A 17,522-nucleotide genomic window follows, 5' to 3' on the forward strand; every position below is an offset into this window, starting at 1 on the left:
GCTCCTAAACAAAAAAACGCATCACGAACATTGCGATAACCGCATTGATAATGCTGGTGAGCATCAGCAGCGGCCAGTATTTTTTCGGCACATCGGCGACGCCCAGCAGGCGGCCCATGTACTGCAACTGCGAACCCATGAGAAAAATCGCCGGCGCGAGGATAGTGATGTCGGTACCGCTCAGCAGGCCTTTCGCCATCAGGCTCACCGCCACCCCGACGCTGGCCGAGGATGACAGCCACGCGGTCAGCAGCACGGTGATCGCCTCGCCGGGCAAACCGAAAATCCCCATCAGCGGTGCAAACGCGTGGCCAAGAAACTGCATGATGCCGAGCAGATTCAGCACTTCCGCCAGTACGTAGGCCATCACCACATTGGGCATCAGATTGTGAATAGCAATATGGAAGCCTTTACGCGCGCCGACAATAAAAATATCAAACGGATTATTATTGACCCGCGTCTGTACGTTATTTGACATCAGCAAAATCCTTTTTATAAACACTGTTTAACACAAAACGGACAAATGCCGCACCGACGAATTTCAGCACAAACATCAGCAGCAGCGGAATAATGATTGGTGCACTCATGGACGCAAATAGCGCCGAGCCAATGGCAAAATAATTATTGATCAGTCCGGCACCGGAATATTGCCAGGCGCTCATCACCACCAGCTCTTTTTTACCGATTTGCTGCTGATCCGCCATCTCTTTGGTGAGCGCCGCGCCGGCATCGGTACTTTGCAGATCGGTAATCAGCGCCAGGCCGCAGCGTCCCGGCAACCCCATCAGCGGTTTCAGCAGTGGCGTCAGCAGCGTGTGGGCGGCACGAATCGCACCGTAGTGGGTGAAAATCTCCAGCACGCCCAGTGCCAGCATCACAGTGGGTGCCAGCGACAGCGCGAACAGAAAGCCGGCTTTGGCGCTGATGCCGCCGGCGCCGAGAAAGGTGGAACCTGATTCTTTGATGGTGCCAAAGCTGCCGCCCAGCGTGGTGAAATCAAACGCGCCCAGCCAGCTAAAGCCTTCGACCTTATAAAGCAAACCGGAAAAAAACAGTATTGCCAGTATCAGCGCGAGGTAATTTCCGGCGCTCGCCGTGACCGTTTGTGGCGCGGCAATGATTTTTTCTTCAGACATCTTTTCTCCTGCTGACCCTATTTCTGCCAGACGTGGTTGCAATATACGGAACTATTAACCAAGCAGGATTTATGCCAATGCGCACTTTCTTTAATTTCGCTATGGCTAATTTTGTTCAGTAACAAGCAGCAGCCGGAATAAGCGTTTATATCGCCGTGCCAGGTTTATTGCTGGTCGCGCCAGTGCTTATTTTATCGGCGGGTTGACTGGCGAAGAAGTGATCGGTGCGGTTGTGCGCTGCACCGCCAGCAGGCAACACAGCTGCACTAAAACAGTGCTGCGGACTGTGAATGAAAATTAGTCAAAGTTGAGAATTCTTCGCATTCAACTAGCGGAATAATTCCATTTATAATCAATAAGATAAATTCAACTTTTTTACGAAAAAACCTTCACAAAAAAGTATAGATTGATGCATAATTCGCCGTACTTCACCTGACAAATTAAAAAGGACTCAGCCATGTTAACCGCTGAAATGACCTCACGCCTGAACGACCAGCTCAACCTCGAATTCTTCTCCGCCAACCTCTATCTGCAGATGAGCGCCTGGTGCAGCGACAAAGGCTTCGAAGGTGCCGCCTCCTTCCTGAAAATGCACTCGCGCGAAGAGATGCAGCATATGCAGAAGCTGTTTGATTACGTCAGCGATGCCGGTTCACTGCCGGTGCTGGGCAGCATCGCCGCGCCGGCGGTGAGCTGGACCTCACTGAATGACGTACTGGAAGAAGCGCTGAAGCACGAGCAGCTGATCACCAGCAAAATCAACGAGCTGGTGCACGCCGCGCTGACTTCGCAGGATTACTCCACCTTTAACTTCCTGCAGTGGTACGTTGCCGAGCAGCACGAAGAAGAGAAGCTGTTTAAAACCGTGCTGGACAAGCTGGCGCTGGTGGGCAACAAAGGCGAAGGTCTGTTCCTGGTGGACAAAGATCTGGGCCGCATGAACGTCGAAGGCCACGGCCAGTAAAAATAATAAAGATTATGCACAGCAGCATGCACAATGCCCGACCCTGTCGGGCGTTTTTTTGTGCTTACTCCAGCGCCTTCAGTCTGAGCTCCGACGGCTGTGGCCGGCCAAACAGGTAGCCCTGGAACAGCGTACAGCCCTCTTCGCGCAGGCGGACAAACTGCTCATTACTCTCCACGCCCTCTGCGGTGATCTGAATATCCAGGCTGCGGCTCATGCCGGTAATCGCGCGGATGATCGCCAGCGCCTCGCGGCTGTCGCCCATATCATTGATAAACGACTTGTCGATTTTGATCTTATCGAACGGGAACGAACGCAGATAGCTGAGCGACGAGTAGCCGGTGCCGAAGTCGTCGAGCGCAATCTGCACGCCCAGCGTTTTCAGGCTCTGCAGCGTACGAATATTGCCGAGCGTATCATCCAGCAGCACCGATTCGGTGATCTCCACCTCCAGCCGATGCGGCGCCAGGCCGGATTCGCGCAGCGCGCCCTCCACCACCGACACCAGCGAGCTGTTCTTAAACTGCAGCGGCGACAGATTGACCGAGACCGACTGTTCGGTTTCCCAGCTCTGCGCCTCGCGGCAGGCTTCGTACAGCGCATAGGCGCCGAGCATATGGATCAGCCCGGTCTCTTCGGCAATCGGAATGAAGTCATTCGGCATGATCAATCCTTTGATTGGATGATGCCAGCGCATCAGCGCCTCATAGCCAATGATGCCGGTTTCGTTGGTGATCGGCTGATAGTAGAGCTTGAGCTGCCGTCCGGTGATAGCCTCGCGCAGATCGTTTTCGATCACCCGGCGGCTGCGCGCCACATTATCCATCTCCAGCGTAAAGTGCTCATAGCGGTTACGGCCGTTACGCTTGGCTTCATACAGCGCCATGTCGGCGCAGCGCAGCATATGTTCCGGCGTATTGGTGGCCTGCGAGGTCAGCGCAATGCCGACGCTCAGCCCGACCGACAGGTTGTGGCCTTCAACATTCACCGGCGGGCGGATCGCCTCGATCAGGCGCTGCGCCACGATCGCGGCCTCATCGGCATTCCGCACGTTAGGCAGCACGATGGCAAACTCATCGCCGCCGATGCGCGCCAGCGTGTCCTGATCGCGCAGTACGCTGCGCAGCCGCTTCGCCACTACCCGCAGCAGATCGTCACCAATCTGATGCCCCAGCGCATCGTTCACGTTCTTGAAGTTATCCAGATCGAGGCACAGCGTGGCGCTGGTCTGGCCCTGTTGCTGATCGACGCGCAGCGCCTCGCTCAGCTTCTGGCGAAACAGGATGCGGTTTGGCAGGCTGGTAAGATTATCGTGATGCGCCATGTGACGAATGCGCGCATCGGCTTCGCGCTGATCGGTGACGTCCTCCACAATCAGCATCACGTAATTCTGCCGCATGTCTTTGCCGCTGATGGTGGTGGCGCGCGTGTGCAGCACCCGCTCACCGCCAGCGGTCAGCAACAGCTGCTCGCGCGTGTGGATGCCTTCGCTGCGCAGCGCGATATCCGCCAGGCTGTTGAAGTAATCACTCAGTTCCGCCGACATACATTCGTGCGGCCGCTTATGCATAATCAGCGACTTACTGAAGCCAAACAGCTGCTCGGCTTTGTCATTGACCATCAGGATTTCGCGGCTGATGGCGTCTTCAACGATCACGCAGGAGGGAATGTTGCTGATGATGGTGTCGAGGAAGCCGGAAAGCTCCGACATTTTGGCGCTCTGCGCCTGCGCCAGATCGCGCGCACGCAGCAGCTGCTGCTCGTGCTCACGCCGCTCGGTGACGTCGCGGGTGATCTTGGCGAAGCCGATCATTTTGCCCTCTTCATCATGAATCGCGTCAATCACCACGTGCGCCCAGAAGGCGGAGCCGTCTTTGCGGTAGCGCCAGCCCTCGTCCTCAAAGCGACCGGTTTTCAGCGCGATGCCCAGATTGGCATCCGGCGTACGCGCCTGACGTTCCGGTGAGCCGTAGAACACGGAGAAGTGCTGGCCCACGATCTCGTCAGCCATATAGCCTTTGGCGCGCTGCGCGCCGGCGTTCCAGTTCACCACCCGGCCCTGTAAATCCAGCATGTAGATGGCGTAATCCGTCACGCCTTCAACTAACAGGCGGAAGGTTTTCTCGTATTCACGCTGCTTGCGCAGCAGCGCCTGCTGTTCGGTGCAGTCGCGGGTGATTTTGGCATAGCCGATCAGTTTGCCGGCGTCATCGCGAATCGCATCGATGATCACGTGCGCCCAGAAGGCGCTGCCATCTTTGCGATAGCGCCAGCCTTCGTCTTCAAAGCGACCGGTTTTAAACGCGGTGGTCAGGTTGCGTTCCGGGATATGGTTCAGGCGATCCTGTGCGCTGTAGAAGCGCGAGAAGTGCTGACCGACAATCTCTTCGGCCACGTAGCCTTTGGCGCGCTGCGCGCCGGCGTTCCAGTTTTCGACATTGCCGTCAAGGTCGAGCATGTAGATGGCGTAGTCCGTTACGCCTTCAACCAATAAACGGAAACGCTGCTCCTGTTCCTGTTGTTTACGCTGCTGCGCCTGCTGTTCAGTGCAGTCGCGGGTGATTTTGGCAAAGCCCAGCAGTTCGCCGTACTCATCGCGGATGGCGTCAATCACCACGTGCGCCCAGAAGGCGCTGCCGTCCTTGCGATAGCGCCAGCCTTCGGTTTCATAGCGCCCGGTGGCGGTGGCGATGGCCAGACCGCGCTGCGGCGCGCCGTTGCGCCGATCCTCTTCACTGTAAAACAGCGCAAAATTCTTCCCGATGATCTCTTCGGGGGTATAGCCTTTGGCGCGTTGCGCCCCGGTGTTCCAGTTAGCCACCGTGCCATCCGGCTTAATCATGTAGATGGCGTAATCCACCACGCTCTGCACCAGTAGCCGGTACATTACGTCAGAGTTATTGTTCATTGTTGTTCGCCTATGCTGGCCTGGTCTCGATGCGCAGTTAAGATAATTCTTAATCTTCAGGCAGACTTAAACGCAAAAGCGCATCGCTTACAAGCGCAAATCATCCGCAGACAAAAGTTGGTAGTGTGGTTATCGGCTGTGGCGAGAAAATGTTCAGTGGGATAGTGGATTTATTGCGCAAAGTTGACAGCACGCCGCGCGGAGATTTTCCGGCGGCGTGCTGTCAGGTGGCATTAACTGACGTCATCTGGCGCGTTCAGGTTAAATGCATGCCGATATAGCGTTCATAACGCGCGGGTTTTACGCGTGACAGATCGACCAGCACCAGACCATCAATACAGTGATTGAAATCCGGATCGCTGCCGAAATCGATAAACTGCACGCCGCCCGGCTCACACACTTCCGAATACTGTTTGTACAGCGTCGGAATCGCGGTACCGAGATTAGCCAGCAAATGCTTGAGACGACGCAAATCGTCGGCATAGTTATCGCCGGTGAACTGCGCCAGCACCTCCGGCAGCGACGCCGGATAAGGGCGGCGCGATTTCGCCAGCGGCAGGTCGGTCGGAAAGTAGAGACGGTAAAACGCCACCAGCAGATCGCGCGCCGCCAGCGGCATGGTGCCGGAGATTGATACCGGGCCAAACAGGTAGCGCGTCTGCGGATAGCGCGCAATGTAAGCGCCGATGCCCATCCATAAATAATCCAGCCCGCGCTTGCCCCAGTAGGCCGGCTGAATGAAGCTGCGTCCCAGTTCAAGCCCCTGCTGAATAATCGGCAGCATGCGCTCGTCATAGTGGAACAGGCTGTCGCTGTAGATGCCCTGCAGCCCGCGCCGCGCCAGCTGCTCGGCGCCGGGAATAAAGCGGTAGGCACCGACAATCTCCAGCGCCTCGTCATCCCACAAAATCAGGTGATAGTAATCATCGTCATACTTGTCGAGATCGCGCCGCCGGCCGCTGCCCTCGCCCACCGCGCGGAAGGCGATTTCGCGCAGCCGGCCCAGTTCACGCAGCAGCGGTACCCAGCTGGCCCCGTTGCGCCGCCACAAATAGATCTGTTTGCCGTCCGGCAGCGTCCCGAGCCGTTCACTCTCCAGCAACGCTTTTTTCAGCTCAGCGCGATCTTCCGGGCGGGCGATGGCGGCTTCGGTGAGAAACAGACCGCGTCGTCCCTGGCCGATGCGGTACAGATGCTTGCGCAGCCGCTTCGCCAGCTCTTTGCCCGGCGTATGGCCATCGTGCCAGTTGGCGAAGGGAATCTGTTCGCCGATATGCAGTTTGATGCGCGTGCCGCGCTGGCGGAACATTTCGCGCACCAGCATCAGCAGCACCAGCGGTGCCGCCACCTTCGCCGCGGCGTAAAACGCCAGGCTGTTACGTCCGACTACGTGCACCGGCACCAGCGGCGCACGGGCGCGGGCGGCGAGGCGCAGAAAACTGTGATGCCAGTGACGGTCACGCACGCCGCGGCTGGACAGACGCGAGACTTCACCGGCCGGGAAGATGATCAGCGCGCCCTGGTTGTCGAGATGCTGCTGCATGCGCGTCAGCTGCTCGCGGCTGGTGCGGTTGCCCATGTTATCCACCGGCAGCATCAGGTTGTTGATGGGTTCCAGCATCATCAGCATGCGGTTGGCAACGATTTTCACGTCGCGCCGCACCTGCGATACCGCCGCCAGCAGCGCCAGGCCGTCCAGCGCGCCAAGCGGATGGTTGGCGACGATCACCACCGGCCCATGCGTCGGGATCTGTTCAAGGTCGCGTTCGCTGAGCTCACAGCGCACATCCAGGTGTTCCAGCACCTGCTCCACCATATCCACCCCTTTCAGATGCGGATAGCGCTGGGCAAAGTCCTGAAATTCCTGTTCACGCACCGCCCACTTCAGCAGGCTTTTCTGCCAGTGCGCTGGCTGCTGGCCTGGCCAGTAAGTATTGAGAAGCTGATCAACGGAAAACATGGTGCACCTTTTTATACGCAGCGGTTTATTCCCCTGACGTTAAAACGGCTTGTTTTCAGATTTATGACCACGGCAGATGCGGACAGGAAAAAGTATCGGCGCGCTTTGTGCTGGCGCATAAAAAAGTCAATTTTACCTTAAATGAGAATTTTCCAGACAGGACTTAAATCTTATTCTTAAGACCCGTGAATTAATCTGGTCACACCTCTGCTAATGAATTTTCATCGGTGTTTATTCCTTGCATTCTTTTTTTTGTTTATTTTTGGACTACACATATGATTCATTCGGTATTTATAGTTGATGACCACCCATTAATCTGTGCGGGTATTCAGGCACTGCTGCACGCTTATGACTATTCGGTTGCGGGCATTGCCAACAAAGGCGATTTATTGATTAGCGAATTACATCATGCGCAGCCAGACGTGGTGCTGCTGGACCTGACCATGCCCGGCCGCGCGGGCATTCCGCTGATTGCCGACATTAAGCGTATTTTGCCGCAGCAAAAAATCATTGTTTTTACCGCCTCAGAAAGCCTGTTTTATCAACGCTGTTGCCTGCAGTTAGGGGTGGAAGGCTATGTGTGTAAACGCGGCGATTTGGAAACTTTATTGACAGCAATAAAAGAAGTCGAGCGCGGAAAACGTTTTTATCCGGTCACGCACAGCGCGGCGGATGCCGCCGAACTGATTGAAAGCGAGAAATTGATGAGTTTAACGCGCCGCGAATTGATTGTGCTGGTGAAACTGGCCTCCGGGATGAGTAATAAAGAGATCGCCTCGCAATTACAGCTGAGCAGTAAAACCATCAGCACTTATAAAATTAAAATTCTGCGCAAGCTCGGCCTGAAAGGGATTAGCGGAATTAATACGGCGGCGCGCGCCAATGATCTGGTATGAGTCAAATCTGGCCCGGTCCGCCAGCGTGACGACCGGGCAGCAGGTCAGAGCTTGAGCGGCGGCAGCTGAGAGAACACGCTCAGCAACCCTTTGCTCCACAGCTGGCGGATCTGGGAAAAGTAGGGATGCTGTTCGGTGATGTGGTACTGCTCGCTGTCGCTGAAGCTGTCGCTGTGGTAAACCATCGCGTCGAGCGGCAGGCCGACGGAGATGTTACTCGCCAGCGTCGAATCCATGGAGATCAGCGCACACTGCATCGCCTGGCTGAGCGAGGTCTCATAGCGCAGCACGCGGTCAATAATTGGCTTACCGTATTTGCTCTCACCAATCTGGAAGTACGGCGTGTCGACGCTGGCTTCAATAAAGTTGCCCTGCGGATAGATCTGGAACAGCCGCGGCTCTTCGCCGCGAATCTGCCCGCCCAGCAGCAGCGTGCCGCCAAACTCCTCGCCGTCGCGCGCAATCACTTCACGCAGCGTGGCGCCCACCAGCAGCGCAATGTCGTACAGCGAGCGCCCGTTGAGCAGATTGGGTTGTTCGCTGTCGTTACAATTGCGCCGCAGCAGGCTCATCACGCTCTGCGTCGTCGCCAGATTGCCGGCGCTTTGCAGCACCAGCGTGCGCTCATCATCCACCTGAAACACATGCAGTTTGCGAAACGAGGAGATATGATCCACGCCCGCATTGGTGCGTGAATCCGAGACAAAAATCATCCCGGCCGATAAACGCATTGCCACACAATAAGTCATAGTTACGCCTGTTCCGATTACTGCTGCCCGTGCACCTGTTGCACCGCAGCCACCGCCAGCATATCTTCACCGCCGCCGCCCAGACGAATGCCGCGCACCGGACAGGCATCGAGATAGTCGACGCCCACCGCCAGCCGCAAATGCTGCCGCGTACTGCGCGTGTTATTGGTGATATCAAAGCTGTGCCAATTGCCATCCAGCCAGGCTTCAACCCAGGCGTGGGTAGCAACGTGTTCAACGTTGTCAGTATACAGATAGCCACTGACGTAGCGCGCCGGGATCCCCAGGCTGCGACAGCAGGCGAGAAACACGTGGCTGTGATCCTGGCAAACGCCGCTGCCGGCAGCAAACACTTTCGCCGCGCTGTCGCTTACCTGCGTGCTGCCGGGCTGGTACGGCATTTTCAGCAGCAGCTCGTCCATCAGTTTTTCCAGGCTGGCGAGCGGTTTTTCCGCCTGCCAGTAGCGCCGGGCGAAGTCGCGGATTGCCCCGTCCGGCTGGGTCAGCGGCGTAGCGCGCAGAAACACCAGCGGCGACAGCGTCGACTGCGGATCCGGCGCCAGCTCGCTGGCATCCAGAATCTCGACCACGCCGCGCGCGGCAATCTCCAGCAGCTGATGCGGCCTGTCCAGCGTCAGCACGTGCAGCACGTTGCCGTAAGCATCCAGCGTGCGCGTCGCCTCACACGGCAGATCGAGCTGCCACGACAGCACCTGCTGGTGCACCGAATTCTGCGGCGTCAGGCGCAGATACTGGGTGCTGAGTTTTACCTGCTGCTCATAGGCGTACCAGGTTTTATGCTCAATGTTCAGTCTCATTTCGCCTCCAGATAGGTGTGATTGATGCTCTCCGCCAGCGCGTTGATGCGGCTGAGAAAATGGTCCAGCCACGGCTGCAGGCCGTCGCGCGTCAGGCTTTCCCAGGTGCTGAAGCGCATCTCCGCCAGCAGGACCGTACTGAGATAGCGCGGGCGATCCTCGCCGCTGCTGCCAATCTGCTCCAGCTGGCTGGCGATCTCCTCAATGCAGGAGTGCAGCGAGCGCGGACTTTCGCTGCGCAGGATCAGCATTTCGTTGACCAGCGGCGGCATCAGCTGCTGCTTAAAGATGGCGTTGTAGGCCTCGCGCGCCGACACCGCGCGCAGCAGGCTGTCGAGGCAGTAATATTCCCGCACCGTGTCGGGATGCTGCTCCAGCAGTTGCTGGTTAACGCTCAGCAGCCGCGCGGTGCCGTCGCTGCGCTCCATCAGCGTGCCAAGCCGGATAAAACGCAGCGCATCGCCGCGCAGCAGCGTGCCTGACATCGCGCCGCGAAACAGATGCGAACGCTCTTTCACCCAGTCGAAGAAGCTGTCGGCACCGGCCGGCGAGATACCGCGGCGGCGCGTGTTGCGCATCTCAATCCACGTCGAGTTAATGCTCTCCCACACTTCGGATGACAGGCTGCCGCGCACCGCGTGCGCGTTGTTCCACGCCGCCTGCCAGCAGCTGAAAATACTGCTCGGGTTGCGCTCATCCAGCGCGAAGAAGTTAAACAGCTGCGGCATGGTGCAGCGCCCGTTGAGGGTTTCAAACAGCTGACGCGTGCCGGTCAGGTTGAGCGGCAACAGCAGTTCGTCGCCCTGGCGATTGCGCACCGGCATCAGCGACAGGCGATGGGTCACATCCAGCACCCGGGCAAGTTGTTCTGCGCGCTCCAGATAGCGCGCCATCCAGTAAAGGCCACTGGCCGTCCGGCTTAGCATGATGTGTCATCCTCCAGCACCCACGTGTCCTTGGTGCCGCCGCCCTGCGACGAGTTCACCACCAGCGAGCCTTCGGTCAGCGCCACGCGCGTCAGGCCGCCCGGCACCAGCCGGATATCCGCGCCGTACAGCGCAAAAGGCCGCAGATCGATATGGCGCGGCGCCAGACCGTTGTCGATAAAGGTCGGGCAGGTGGAGAGCGACAGCGTATCCTGCGCGATGTAATTGTCCGGCCGCGCCAGCAGCCGCTCGCGGAACTCGCTCAGCTGCTGCTGGCTGGCGACCGGACCAATCAACATGCCGTAACCGCCGGCACCGTGCACCTCTTTCACCACCATCTGCGCCAGATTGGCCAGCACGTAGCTCAGATCCTGCGGCTTGCGGCACTGCCAGGTGGGCACATTGTTGAGGATCGGATCTTCATCAAGGTAGTAGCGGATCATCTCCGGCACGTAGGGGTAGATCGACTTGTCATCGGCGACGCCGGTGCCGATCGCATTCGCCAGCACCACATTGCCGGATCGGTATACCGACAGTAATCCCGGCACGCCGAGCATCGAATCCGGCCGGAAGGCGAGCGGATCGAGGAAGGCGTCATCCACGCGGCGATAGATCACATCCACTTTGCACGGCCCGGCGGTGGTACGCATCAGCACCGCACCGTCTTTGACGAACAGATCGGCGCTCTCCACCAGCTCCACGCCCATCTGCTGAGCGAGAAAGCTGTGTTCGAAGTAGGCGCTGTTGAAACGTCCCGGCGTCAGCACCACCACCACCGGATCGTTAACCGGCGAGCTTTCGCGCAGCGTCTGCAGCAGGTGCGAGGGATAGCGCTCCACCGGCGCGATATGCTGCGCGGCAAACAGCTCCGGATAGAGGCGCATCATCATTTTGCGGTTTTCCAGCATGTAGGAGACGCCGGACGGCGTGCGCAGATTATCCTCCAGCACGTAATAGTCGCCGTCGCTGTTGCGTACCATATCGACACCGGTAATGTGCGCGTAGATCTGGCGATGCAGATCGACATCCTGCATACAGGGCTGATACTGATCGTTAACCAGCACCTGCTCGGCCGGCACGATGCCGGCTTTGAGAATATATTGCTGATGGTAGATATCGTGCAGGAAAGCATTGAGCGCCTGAACGCGCTGGCGAATGCCGCGCTCCAGCATCGCCCACTCGCTGGCAGGAATGATGCGCGGCACGCTGTCGAACGGAATCAGCCGCTCGGCACCGCCGTCGTCACCGTAGACGTTGAAGGTGATGCCAACGCGATGAAACAGCAGTTCTGCCTCTTCACGTTTACGCGCCACCGCCTCTTTGTCCGCCTGTTGTAACCATTCCCAGTAATGCTGATAGTGAGCGCGGTGCTGACCGTCGCTCTGCAACATCTCATCGTAGAAGGTTGATGCTATCTGGTCGCGTGCTTTCATGATTTACCCGGCGCTTGTCAGAGGACCTGACTTCTCTCCTGCACAAAGTGTGCCAGAGGCCCGCCGCCGCAACGGCAGGCGCGCCCCAAAAGCGGAGCCGCGCCGGATAATCCTTGCCTTGCACCTTACTGGTGCATCAGCTGCTGCGCCACTGGCAGCCAGATTTCGGTCATTGCTCCTTCGCCGCCGGTAAACGGATCGCGATCCGGCAGCGGCACGCGCTGGATCTGCTCTTTCGACGCACGCAGCCGGGAGGGTTCGTCGCGCACGGTTTCCGGTGACATTCCTTCAGGATAGGCGCCAACGGTGAAAAAGTCGTCGGAGGCAAACACCTGTTTATGGCCCACGCCAGCCGGGATCAGTACCGCATCCCCCTCACGCAGCGTCACCATGCGGCCGCTGTCGCCGCCAAACAGCACTTCCGCCCAGCCCGCACCGACGCCCAGTACCTCATGGGTGTTGGGATGATAGTGGGTGTAAGGAAAAATCGGCGCGCGCCACGCCGCTGGCCAGCCGCTGGCGCTAAAGGTTTTTTCAAACCAGGCCGCGCTGTCCTCCTCCTCTTCCGGCACCACGCACGGCCAGATGATCAGCGGCAGCGGATTATTGGGTACACCGCCGGACGGCAGCGATAACATTAAATGCTGCGGGTTACCTGACGATCCCGCGGAAAAGGTACCGGCGGCGAAAGACATCAGTAACAGCAGACTGGAAGGTTGGGCAGACATACTCTTTCTCCGGATAGCCACGTTGCCTAATTGTGGCAAAGCCACCGGGCATTGCAATGTGCGCACACCGGCAAAATTTACATAAAAGAATGATTTAGCTTACTAAAGCCAAATTACTTATTAACACATTTAACATTTCGTGGCATGCCGTGGCGCGCCTCGTTTACCCGGCGTCTGCCGCAGCTAAAAACAGGCAAAAAAAACCGGTGGATTTCGCCACCGGTAGAATCAACAGTTGATTCAAAGGCACTGACAGGTTATCGCAGGCGGTCAGCGATGGGTTTCACCACGTTCTCCCCTTCGCGACCATAAAACTGAAACAGCGTCTCGGCTGCCGCCTCGGTGAGCACCATGATTTCAATGCGGCGGTTACGTGCGCTGAGCGGATCGGCTTTGTCCAGCGGCATACGGGATGACATGGCATTCACCTGCAGCACGCGCGTGCTTTCCAGCCCGCCGCGCTCCAGCGCGCGCCGCGCCGCCAGCGCACGGTCACCGGAGAGATTCCAGTTGTTGTACGCCGCGTTGCCGCTGTACTGCGCGGCGTCGGTGTGGCCGCTGATCATGATTTTGTTGTCGATGCGGTTAAACACCGGACCGAGTTCAGTCAGCAGGCGCTGGTAAAACGGTGTCAGCACCGCGCTGCCGCGCGGGAACATCATGCGATCCTGGTCATCCTGAATCAGGATACGCAGCCCCTGCGGCAGGGTTTCCAGCGTCAGCAGGTTCTGGGCGTGATAGCTGTTGATGATGCTCTGGATCTGCTGACGCAGCTGCGCCAGCTCGGCGTCGGAGCGCGACAGCACGCTGTCCAGATCTTCCTTAGGCTGATTGGCGTTGTTGTCGCTGTTTTCCGCGCTGGTGTCACTGACGGTGGCACCCTCGGTCGGCGGCGCAATCGCCAGCGTTTCACCAATGATGGCGGAGCCGCGTCCGGTTTCGACATCGAACGGATTAAAGCCGGAACCGTTAAACACTGAGGTGCCGTTGAGCTGCGCGACAATCTCTTTACGCTCGTCTTCGGTGACGGCGCCCATGATCCACAGCACCATAAACAGCGCCATCATCGCCAGCGTGAAGTCGGCAAAGGCCACCTTCCATGCGCCGCCGTGAGCCCCGTGATGCGCTTTCCTGCCGCCGCGTTTAATGATCAACTTTGTGGTGGTGACCAAAGGGGCCGAGCGTATTTCTGAAGTGTCGGCGCGCTTTACCCTCGACGCGCTGCCGGGCAAACAGATGGCGATCGACGCCGATCTCAACGCCGGGCTGATTAACCAGGAACAGGCGCGCGTACGGCGCCAGGATGTGGCCAACGAGGCGGACTTCTACGGCGCGATGGACGGCGCCTCCAAGTTTGTGCGCGGTGACGCCGTCGCTGGCATCATGATCCTGCTGATCAACGTGCTGGGCGGCATACTGATCGGCGTATTCAAACACGGTTTACCGGCCGGCCAGGCGTTCGAACAGTATGTGCTGCTGACCATCGGTGACGGTCTGGTGGCGCAGATCCCGTCGCTGTTGCTGTCGACGGCGGCGGCGATCATCGTGACGCGCATCAGCGACGGCGCTGACATGGGCGAGGAAGTGAAGTCGCAGCTGCTGGCGAAACCGGCCACGCTGTATACCGCCGCGGGCGTGATGTTTGTGCTGGCCATCGTGCCGGGCATGCCGCACATGGTGTTCCTCGTCTTCACCGCCCTGCTGCTGTTCGCCGCGTGGCGCCAGAGCCGCGTGGTGCAGAAGCCGACGCAAAGCCATGTCGACATGGAGGCGATCAATCAGGCGCTGGCGCAGCCGGACGAACAGCCGACCATCAGCTGGGACAATATTCCGCTGGTCGAGCCCATCGGCCTTAACCTGGGCTACAAGCTGGTCACGCTGGTGGACAAAGGCAAAGGCGCGCCGCTGACCCAGCGTATGCGCGGCGTGCGCCAGGTGGTGTCGGAAACCAGCGGCGTGCTGCTGCCGGAGATCGCCCTGCGTGAAGATTTCCACTTAAAGCCGTCGCAGTACGCCATCAAGATCAACGGCGTTCGCACCGCGGTGGGTGAAGTGCACGCCGACCGCCTGATGGCGCTGCCGACGCCGGATCAGTACGGTGAGATCGACGGCCTGCTGGATACCGATCCCGCGTACGGTATGGCGGTGACCTGGATCCTGCCGGAGCAGAAAGCCAAAGCGCTGAATCTGGGGTATCAGGTAGTCGACTGCGCCAGCGTAGTGGCCACGCACGTCAACAAAGTGGTGCGCGAAAACCTGCCGGAGCTGTTCAACTACGATGATATTACTCAGCTGCATCAGCGGCTGGCGAGCGTGGCGCCGAAGCTGTCAGAGGATCTCAACGCCGCGGTTAACTACAGTCTGCAGCTCAAGGTGTATCGTCTGCTGCTCAACGATCAGGTATCGCTCAAGGACATCACCACCATTGCCACCACGCTGCTGGAGAGCGTGGCGATCACCAAAGATCCGATCCTGCTGACCTCCGATGTGCGTTATGCGCTGCGCCGCGCCATGGTGGCGGCGATTGCGCCGGACAACAAACCGCTGTCGGCCTATACGCTGGATAACAACCTGGAAAACCTGCTGTTGGCAGCGCTCAATCAGGCGCAGCAGGGCGGCAAAGTGGCGCTGGACAGCTTCCCGGTCGACCCTAACATTCTCACCCAGCTGCAGAGCACGCTGCCGGTGATGATGGAGCAGCTGAAAGCGCAGAACCTGACGCAGGTGCTGCTGGTGACGCCGCAGCTGCGGCCGCTGATTGCGCGCTACGCCCGGCTGTTCGCCAGCGGGCTGAATGTGCTGTCGTATAACGAGGTGCCGGACGATGCCAATCTGCAGATTGTCGGGCAGGTAAGCTGATGCGTTACGGAAAACTGTTATAAAAAAACACCGCTGATCTGTCTCTGCCGCCCTTCACTGTTATGTGGTTTACTGGCAGGCAGTGATATTCAGAGGTGAATAATGGACGCGATTAAACAAATTCTGATCGATGAAATCGACACGCTCAACCGCGAAGAGCGGCGCGATAATCTGCCGCGTTTTAGCTTTAACTTCCTGAAAACCCATCCGGGGCTGTGGGGCGTGATGTACCTGTGCTACGGCCTGTGCGTGGCGCTGATTTTCTCGACTGAGATGCTCGGCTGGCCAGCCTTCTGGTTCGCCACGGTGTTCGTGCTGGTGATGAGTTTTCTGATGCTGCTGGACATCAACCCGAAATACCGCTTCGAGGACATCGATACGCTGGATCTGCGTGTGTGCTACAACGGCGAGTGGTATTACGTGCAGCCGGTCTCACAGCAGGCGCTGGACAAGATCCTGGAGAATCCGGGTACGCCCGAGCGCGTGCGCAACGGCATCGATCGCCTGATGCAGCAGAAAGGGGAAGTGGATTTTTATGATGTCTACTACCTGACCTGGGGCCATCAGCGCGCCGCGAAGATCTGATCGGGCAAATTCATTTCTGCTTCCATGGTATTTATAAGTCTTTAATGACTCACTGCTTAATTACTACCCCCTGCGTCTTTACACAGAAGGTATGCGAAGCTAAAGAGGGCAGTAAGACAGCGCCTGAAGGCTGGGTCAGGAAGTTTCGCCGGCGCGCACCAAATCAAAACGCCGGTACGCCGCTGTGAAAGCGCAGCTCAGCGTCCGGTTCGCTGATCAAACGCGCTTCCGCTGCCCCAATCGCCCGCACGCGCGGCGCGATATCCTTCGGTGAAATCTGTGCCGCCAGCGTCAGGTAATCCTGATAGTGGCGCGCTTCGGAACGCAGCAGTGAGATGTAAAACTTCTCCAGCTGCGCATCCAGATACGGCGCCAGGCTGGCGAAGCGCTCGCAGGAACGCGCTTCGATATACGCCCCGCAAATCAGTTTATCCACCAGCGTATCCGGTTCATGGGTAGTCACTTCACGCAGCAGCCCTTTGGCGTAGCGGCTGGCGGTGATCTTGCGATAGGGCAAATCGCGCGCCTGCATGATTTCCCACACCTGATAAAAGTGGTGCAGCTCCTCTTTAATCAGCAGCACCATCTTTTCCACCATCTCATCAGCCCACGGCAGTTCATTGCGCACAATAATGCTTTTGCTGAGATTCTTATGGGCATTGATAAAATCGCTGTCGTGATTCTCGCCGAAAATAAAATCTTCGTACGGCTGCAGCCACGCCAGAATTGCGTCACCACTGGGTTTATCCGCGACGTATTTGCGGATCAGCCACACCGCGGTCTGCGCCGCTTTCAACTCGCATACCATGTGATCGGTAAGCAGCAGCGTGAGATTTTCCGGCTTGCGCGCTTCATCAATCCACGCCTGCGGCGTGCGGCACTGTAAAAACTGGTGAATGGGGTCTAATAGCGAAGCGTAATTCATCGGAGGTTCTTTGCTGGCAGGAAAATTACCGGGCGGCACGTGCCGCCCGTCAGGGCTTAGTGACGCACACCGTCATCGTCTTCGTCGTCGATCTCTTCGCCGTCGTCTTCATCTTCGGCATCCGGATCTTCAAAGTAGGTGCCCCAGCCGTCGTAATCGACGTTGTATTTCCCGACCAGATTCACCAGCTGCTCGACCTGCGCGTCAATCAGCTCCGGCTTCAGCGCCGATTCGCTCAGGATGTCGACGCACATCACGGTGCTACCGTCTTCCAGCTCCAGCTCTTCCGGCTCGGTGACTTCATAGCCCAGCTTGAACGCGTCAACCGCGGCCTTCTCCAGCGAGTCGAAGTTGTTGCAGGAGAGATGATGCTCGATGGTGTAAAGCGCATCCGGATCGCTGCCGTCTTCCAGCAACTCTTCAATGATCAGGCGCGTCTCTTCGCGCTGTTCTTCCAGCAATGCTTCGTATGCCATGGGCGTGTCCTCAAAATGGTGGCAGTGAATGCAATTATTTTCCCACACTGCCTCGCGCGCCACTACACAAAACAGAAAGTTTCTTATCGCTGGGGTTGAAAATGCATATTCATACGGTTAGATTGAATTTTAATTCATTATTGATGTAATGCGGAGCGC

The 17,522-nt window shown here is 58.0% G+C and carries 15 protein-coding genes and 1 pseudogene; 4 read left to right on the top strand and 12 right to left on the bottom strand.

The window, feature by feature from the left end; translation table 11 throughout:
* Nucleotides 1-4: 4 nt before the first annotated feature.
* Together ABVR31_RS16105 and ABVR31_RS16110 are read right to left on the bottom strand one after the other, a co-directional pair.
* Nucleotides 5-478, bottom strand: coding sequence for a YjiG family protein (locus ABVR31_RS16105; RefSeq protein WP_021507664.1), 474 nt, complete (start codon nucleotides 476-478; stop codon nucleotides 5-7).
* The gene (locus ABVR31_RS16110; protein ID WP_088516041.1) at nucleotides 468-1,136 is read right to left on the bottom strand and encodes a nucleoside recognition domain-containing protein; all 669 of its coding nucleotides are present in this window, start codon (nucleotides 1,134-1,136) and stop codon (nucleotides 468-470) included. The genes ABVR31_RS16105 and ABVR31_RS16110 overlap by 11 nt, the downstream gene beginning before the upstream one ends.
* Nucleotides 1,137-1,593: 457 nt before the next feature.
* Between ABVR31_RS16110 and ftnA the strand changes: the two genes are divergently transcribed.
* Nucleotides 1,594-2,100, top strand: coding sequence for a non-heme ferritin (ftnA, locus tag ABVR31_RS16115; RefSeq protein ID WP_058759556.1), 507 nt, complete (start codon nucleotides 1,594-1,596; stop codon nucleotides 2,098-2,100).
* A gap of 64 nt (nucleotides 2,101-2,164) precedes the next feature.
* On the opposite strand, the gene ABVR31_RS16120 is transcribed toward ftnA, so the two are convergent.
* Both ABVR31_RS16120 and ABVR31_RS16125 read right to left on the bottom strand, forming a co-directional pair.
* Nucleotides 2,165-5,008, bottom strand: coding sequence for a bifunctional diguanylate cyclase/phosphodiesterase (locus ABVR31_RS16120; RefSeq protein WP_141496214.1), 2,844 nt, complete (start codon nucleotides 5,006-5,008; stop codon nucleotides 2,165-2,167).
* 256 nt (nucleotides 5,009-5,264) lie between these two features.
* A complete protein-coding gene (locus ABVR31_RS16125) occupies nucleotides 5,265-6,968 on the bottom strand; it encodes a lysophospholipid acyltransferase family protein (RefSeq protein WP_372773465.1) in 1,704 nt (567 codons plus the stop codon).
* 227 nt (nucleotides 6,969-7,195) lie between these two features.
* Here ABVR31_RS16125 and ABVR31_RS16130 point away from each other — a divergent pair, with 227 nt between their 5' ends.
* A complete protein-coding gene (locus ABVR31_RS16130) occupies nucleotides 7,196-7,864 on the top strand; it encodes a response regulator transcription factor (RefSeq protein WP_223815701.1) in 669 nt (222 codons plus the stop codon).
* Nucleotides 7,865-7,908: 44 nt separating this feature from the next.
* Here the strand turns inward: ABVR31_RS16130 and ABVR31_RS16135 are convergent, their stop codons facing one another.
* The 6 genes from ABVR31_RS16135 to lafU all read right to left on the bottom strand — a co-directional run bounded on the left by ABVR31_RS16135 (nucleotide 7,909) and on the right by lafU (nucleotide 13,690).
* Nucleotides 7,909-8,613 carry a proteasome-type protease gene (locus ABVR31_RS16135; protein ID WP_031279727.1) on the bottom strand — a complete coding sequence of 235 codons (705 nt, stop codon included), beginning with the start codon at nucleotides 8,611-8,613 and terminating at the stop codon, nucleotides 7,909-7,911.
* Between the two features lie 17 nt (nucleotides 8,614-8,630).
* Nucleotides 8,631-9,431 (bottom strand): transglutaminase family protein, encoded by an 801-nt coding sequence (locus ABVR31_RS16140; protein WP_058774871.1) that lies wholly within the window; start codon nucleotides 9,429-9,431, stop codon nucleotides 8,631-8,633.
* Nucleotides 9,428-10,357: an alpha-E domain-containing protein gene (locus ABVR31_RS16145; RefSeq protein ID WP_021507672.1), complete on the bottom strand. Its 930-nt coding sequence runs from the start codon at nucleotides 10,355-10,357 to the stop codon at nucleotides 9,428-9,430. The genes ABVR31_RS16140 and ABVR31_RS16145 overlap by 4 nt, the downstream gene beginning before the upstream one ends.
* Nucleotides 10,351-11,790 (bottom strand): circularly permuted type 2 ATP-grasp protein, encoded by a 1,440-nt coding sequence (locus tag ABVR31_RS16150; RefSeq protein WP_058770669.1) that lies wholly within the window; start codon nucleotides 11,788-11,790, stop codon nucleotides 10,351-10,353. Before ABVR31_RS16150 ends, ABVR31_RS16145 begins: the two co-directional genes overlap by 7 nt.
* Nucleotides 11,791-11,915: 125 nt before the next feature.
* On the bottom strand, nucleotides 11,916-12,518 hold the full coding sequence (locus ABVR31_RS16155; protein ID WP_372773468.1) for a hypothetical protein: 603 nt from the start codon (nucleotides 12,516-12,518) through the stop codon (nucleotides 11,916-11,918).
* A gap of 257 nt (nucleotides 12,519-12,775) precedes the next feature.
* The gene (gene lafU / locus ABVR31_RS16160; RefSeq protein WP_058780477.1) at nucleotides 12,776-13,690 is read right to left on the bottom strand and encodes a putative lateral flagellar export/assembly protein LafU; all 915 of its coding nucleotides are present in this window, start codon (nucleotides 13,688-13,690) and stop codon (nucleotides 12,776-12,778) included.
* On the opposite strand from lafU, the pseudogene ABVR31_RS16165 reads away from it, so the two are divergent.
* Both ABVR31_RS16165 and ABVR31_RS16170 read left to right on the top strand, forming a co-directional pair.
* A pseudogene (locus tag ABVR31_RS16165) lies at nucleotides 13,662-15,377 on the top strand (flagellar biosynthesis protein FlhA); the annotation flags it as partial. The gene lafU and the pseudogene ABVR31_RS16165 sit on opposite strands and share 29 nt — an antisense overlap.
* Before the next feature lie 102 nt (nucleotides 15,378-15,479).
* Nucleotides 15,480-15,962, top strand: coding sequence for a YlaC family protein (locus ABVR31_RS16170; protein WP_325925156.1), 483 nt, complete (start codon nucleotides 15,480-15,482; stop codon nucleotides 15,960-15,962).
* Nucleotides 15,963-16,125: 163 nt separating this feature from the next.
* Here ABVR31_RS16170 and ABVR31_RS16175 read toward each other — a convergent pair whose 3' ends face one another.
* Nucleotides 16,126-16,887: a tRNA-(ms[2]io[6]A)-hydroxylase gene (locus ABVR31_RS16175; RefSeq protein WP_058770673.1), complete on the bottom strand. Its 762-nt coding sequence runs from the start codon at nucleotides 16,885-16,887 to the stop codon at nucleotides 16,126-16,128.
* Between the two features lie 56 nt (nucleotides 16,888-16,943).
* A complete protein-coding gene (rraB, locus tag ABVR31_RS16180) occupies nucleotides 16,944-17,363 on the bottom strand; it encodes a ribonuclease E inhibitor RraB (protein ID WP_010615961.1) in 420 nt (139 codons plus the stop codon).
* Nucleotides 17,364-17,522 lie beyond the last annotated feature (159 nt).

It is taken from the genome of Pantoea sp. WEP (assembly GCF_041678305.1).
Taxonomy (GTDB): Bacteria; Pseudomonadota; Gammaproteobacteria; order Enterobacterales; family Enterobacteriaceae; genus Pantoea; species Pantoea dispersa.

Excerpts from the sequence above, each read along its gene's own strand:
- ABVR31_RS16155 (WP_372773468.1), bottom strand. The coding sequence starts at position 12,518 with ATGTCTGCCCAACCTTCCAGTCTGCTGTTACTGATGTCTTTCGCCGCC.
- ABVR31_RS16175 (WP_058770673.1), bottom strand. The coding sequence starts at position 16,887 with ATGAATTACGCTTCGCTATTAGACCCCATTCACCAGTTTTTACAGTGC.
- ABVR31_RS16150 (WP_058770669.1), bottom strand. The coding sequence starts at position 11,790 with ATGAAAGCACGCGACCAGATAGCATCAACCTTCTACGATGAGATGTTG.
- ABVR31_RS16140 (WP_058774871.1), bottom strand. The coding sequence starts at position 9,431 with ATGAGACTGAACATTGAGCATAAAACCTGGTACGCCTATGAGCAGCAG.
- ABVR31_RS16135 (WP_031279727.1), bottom strand. The coding sequence starts at position 8,613 with ATGACTTATTGTGTGGCAATGCGTTTATCGGCCGGGATGATTTTTGTC.
- ABVR31_RS16105 (WP_021507664.1), bottom strand. The coding sequence starts at position 478 with ATGTCAAATAACGTACAGACGCGGGTCAATAATAATCCGTTTGATATT.
- ABVR31_RS16145 (WP_021507672.1), bottom strand. The coding sequence starts at position 10,357 with ATGCTAAGCCGGACGGCCAGTGGCCTTTACTGGATGGCGCGCTATCTG.
- ftnA (WP_058759556.1), top strand. The coding sequence starts at position 1,594 with ATGTTAACCGCTGAAATGACCTCACGCCTGAACGACCAGCTCAACCTC.
- ABVR31_RS16120 (WP_141496214.1), bottom strand. The coding sequence starts at position 5,008 with ATGAACAATAACTCTGACGTAATGTACCGGCTACTGGTGCAGAGCGTG.
- ABVR31_RS16110 (WP_088516041.1), bottom strand. The coding sequence starts at position 1,136 with ATGTCTGAAGAAAAAATCATTGCCGCGCCACAAACGGTCACGGCGAGC.
- ABVR31_RS16125 (WP_372773465.1), bottom strand. The coding sequence starts at position 6,968 with ATGTTTTCCGTTGATCAGCTTCTCAATACTTACTGGCCAGGCCAGCAG.
- ABVR31_RS16170 (WP_325925156.1), top strand. The coding sequence starts at position 15,480 with ATGGACGCGATTAAACAAATTCTGATCGATGAAATCGACACGCTCAAC.
- rraB (WP_010615961.1), bottom strand. The coding sequence starts at position 17,363 with ATGGCATACGAAGCATTGCTGGAAGAACAGCGCGAAGAGACGCGCCTG.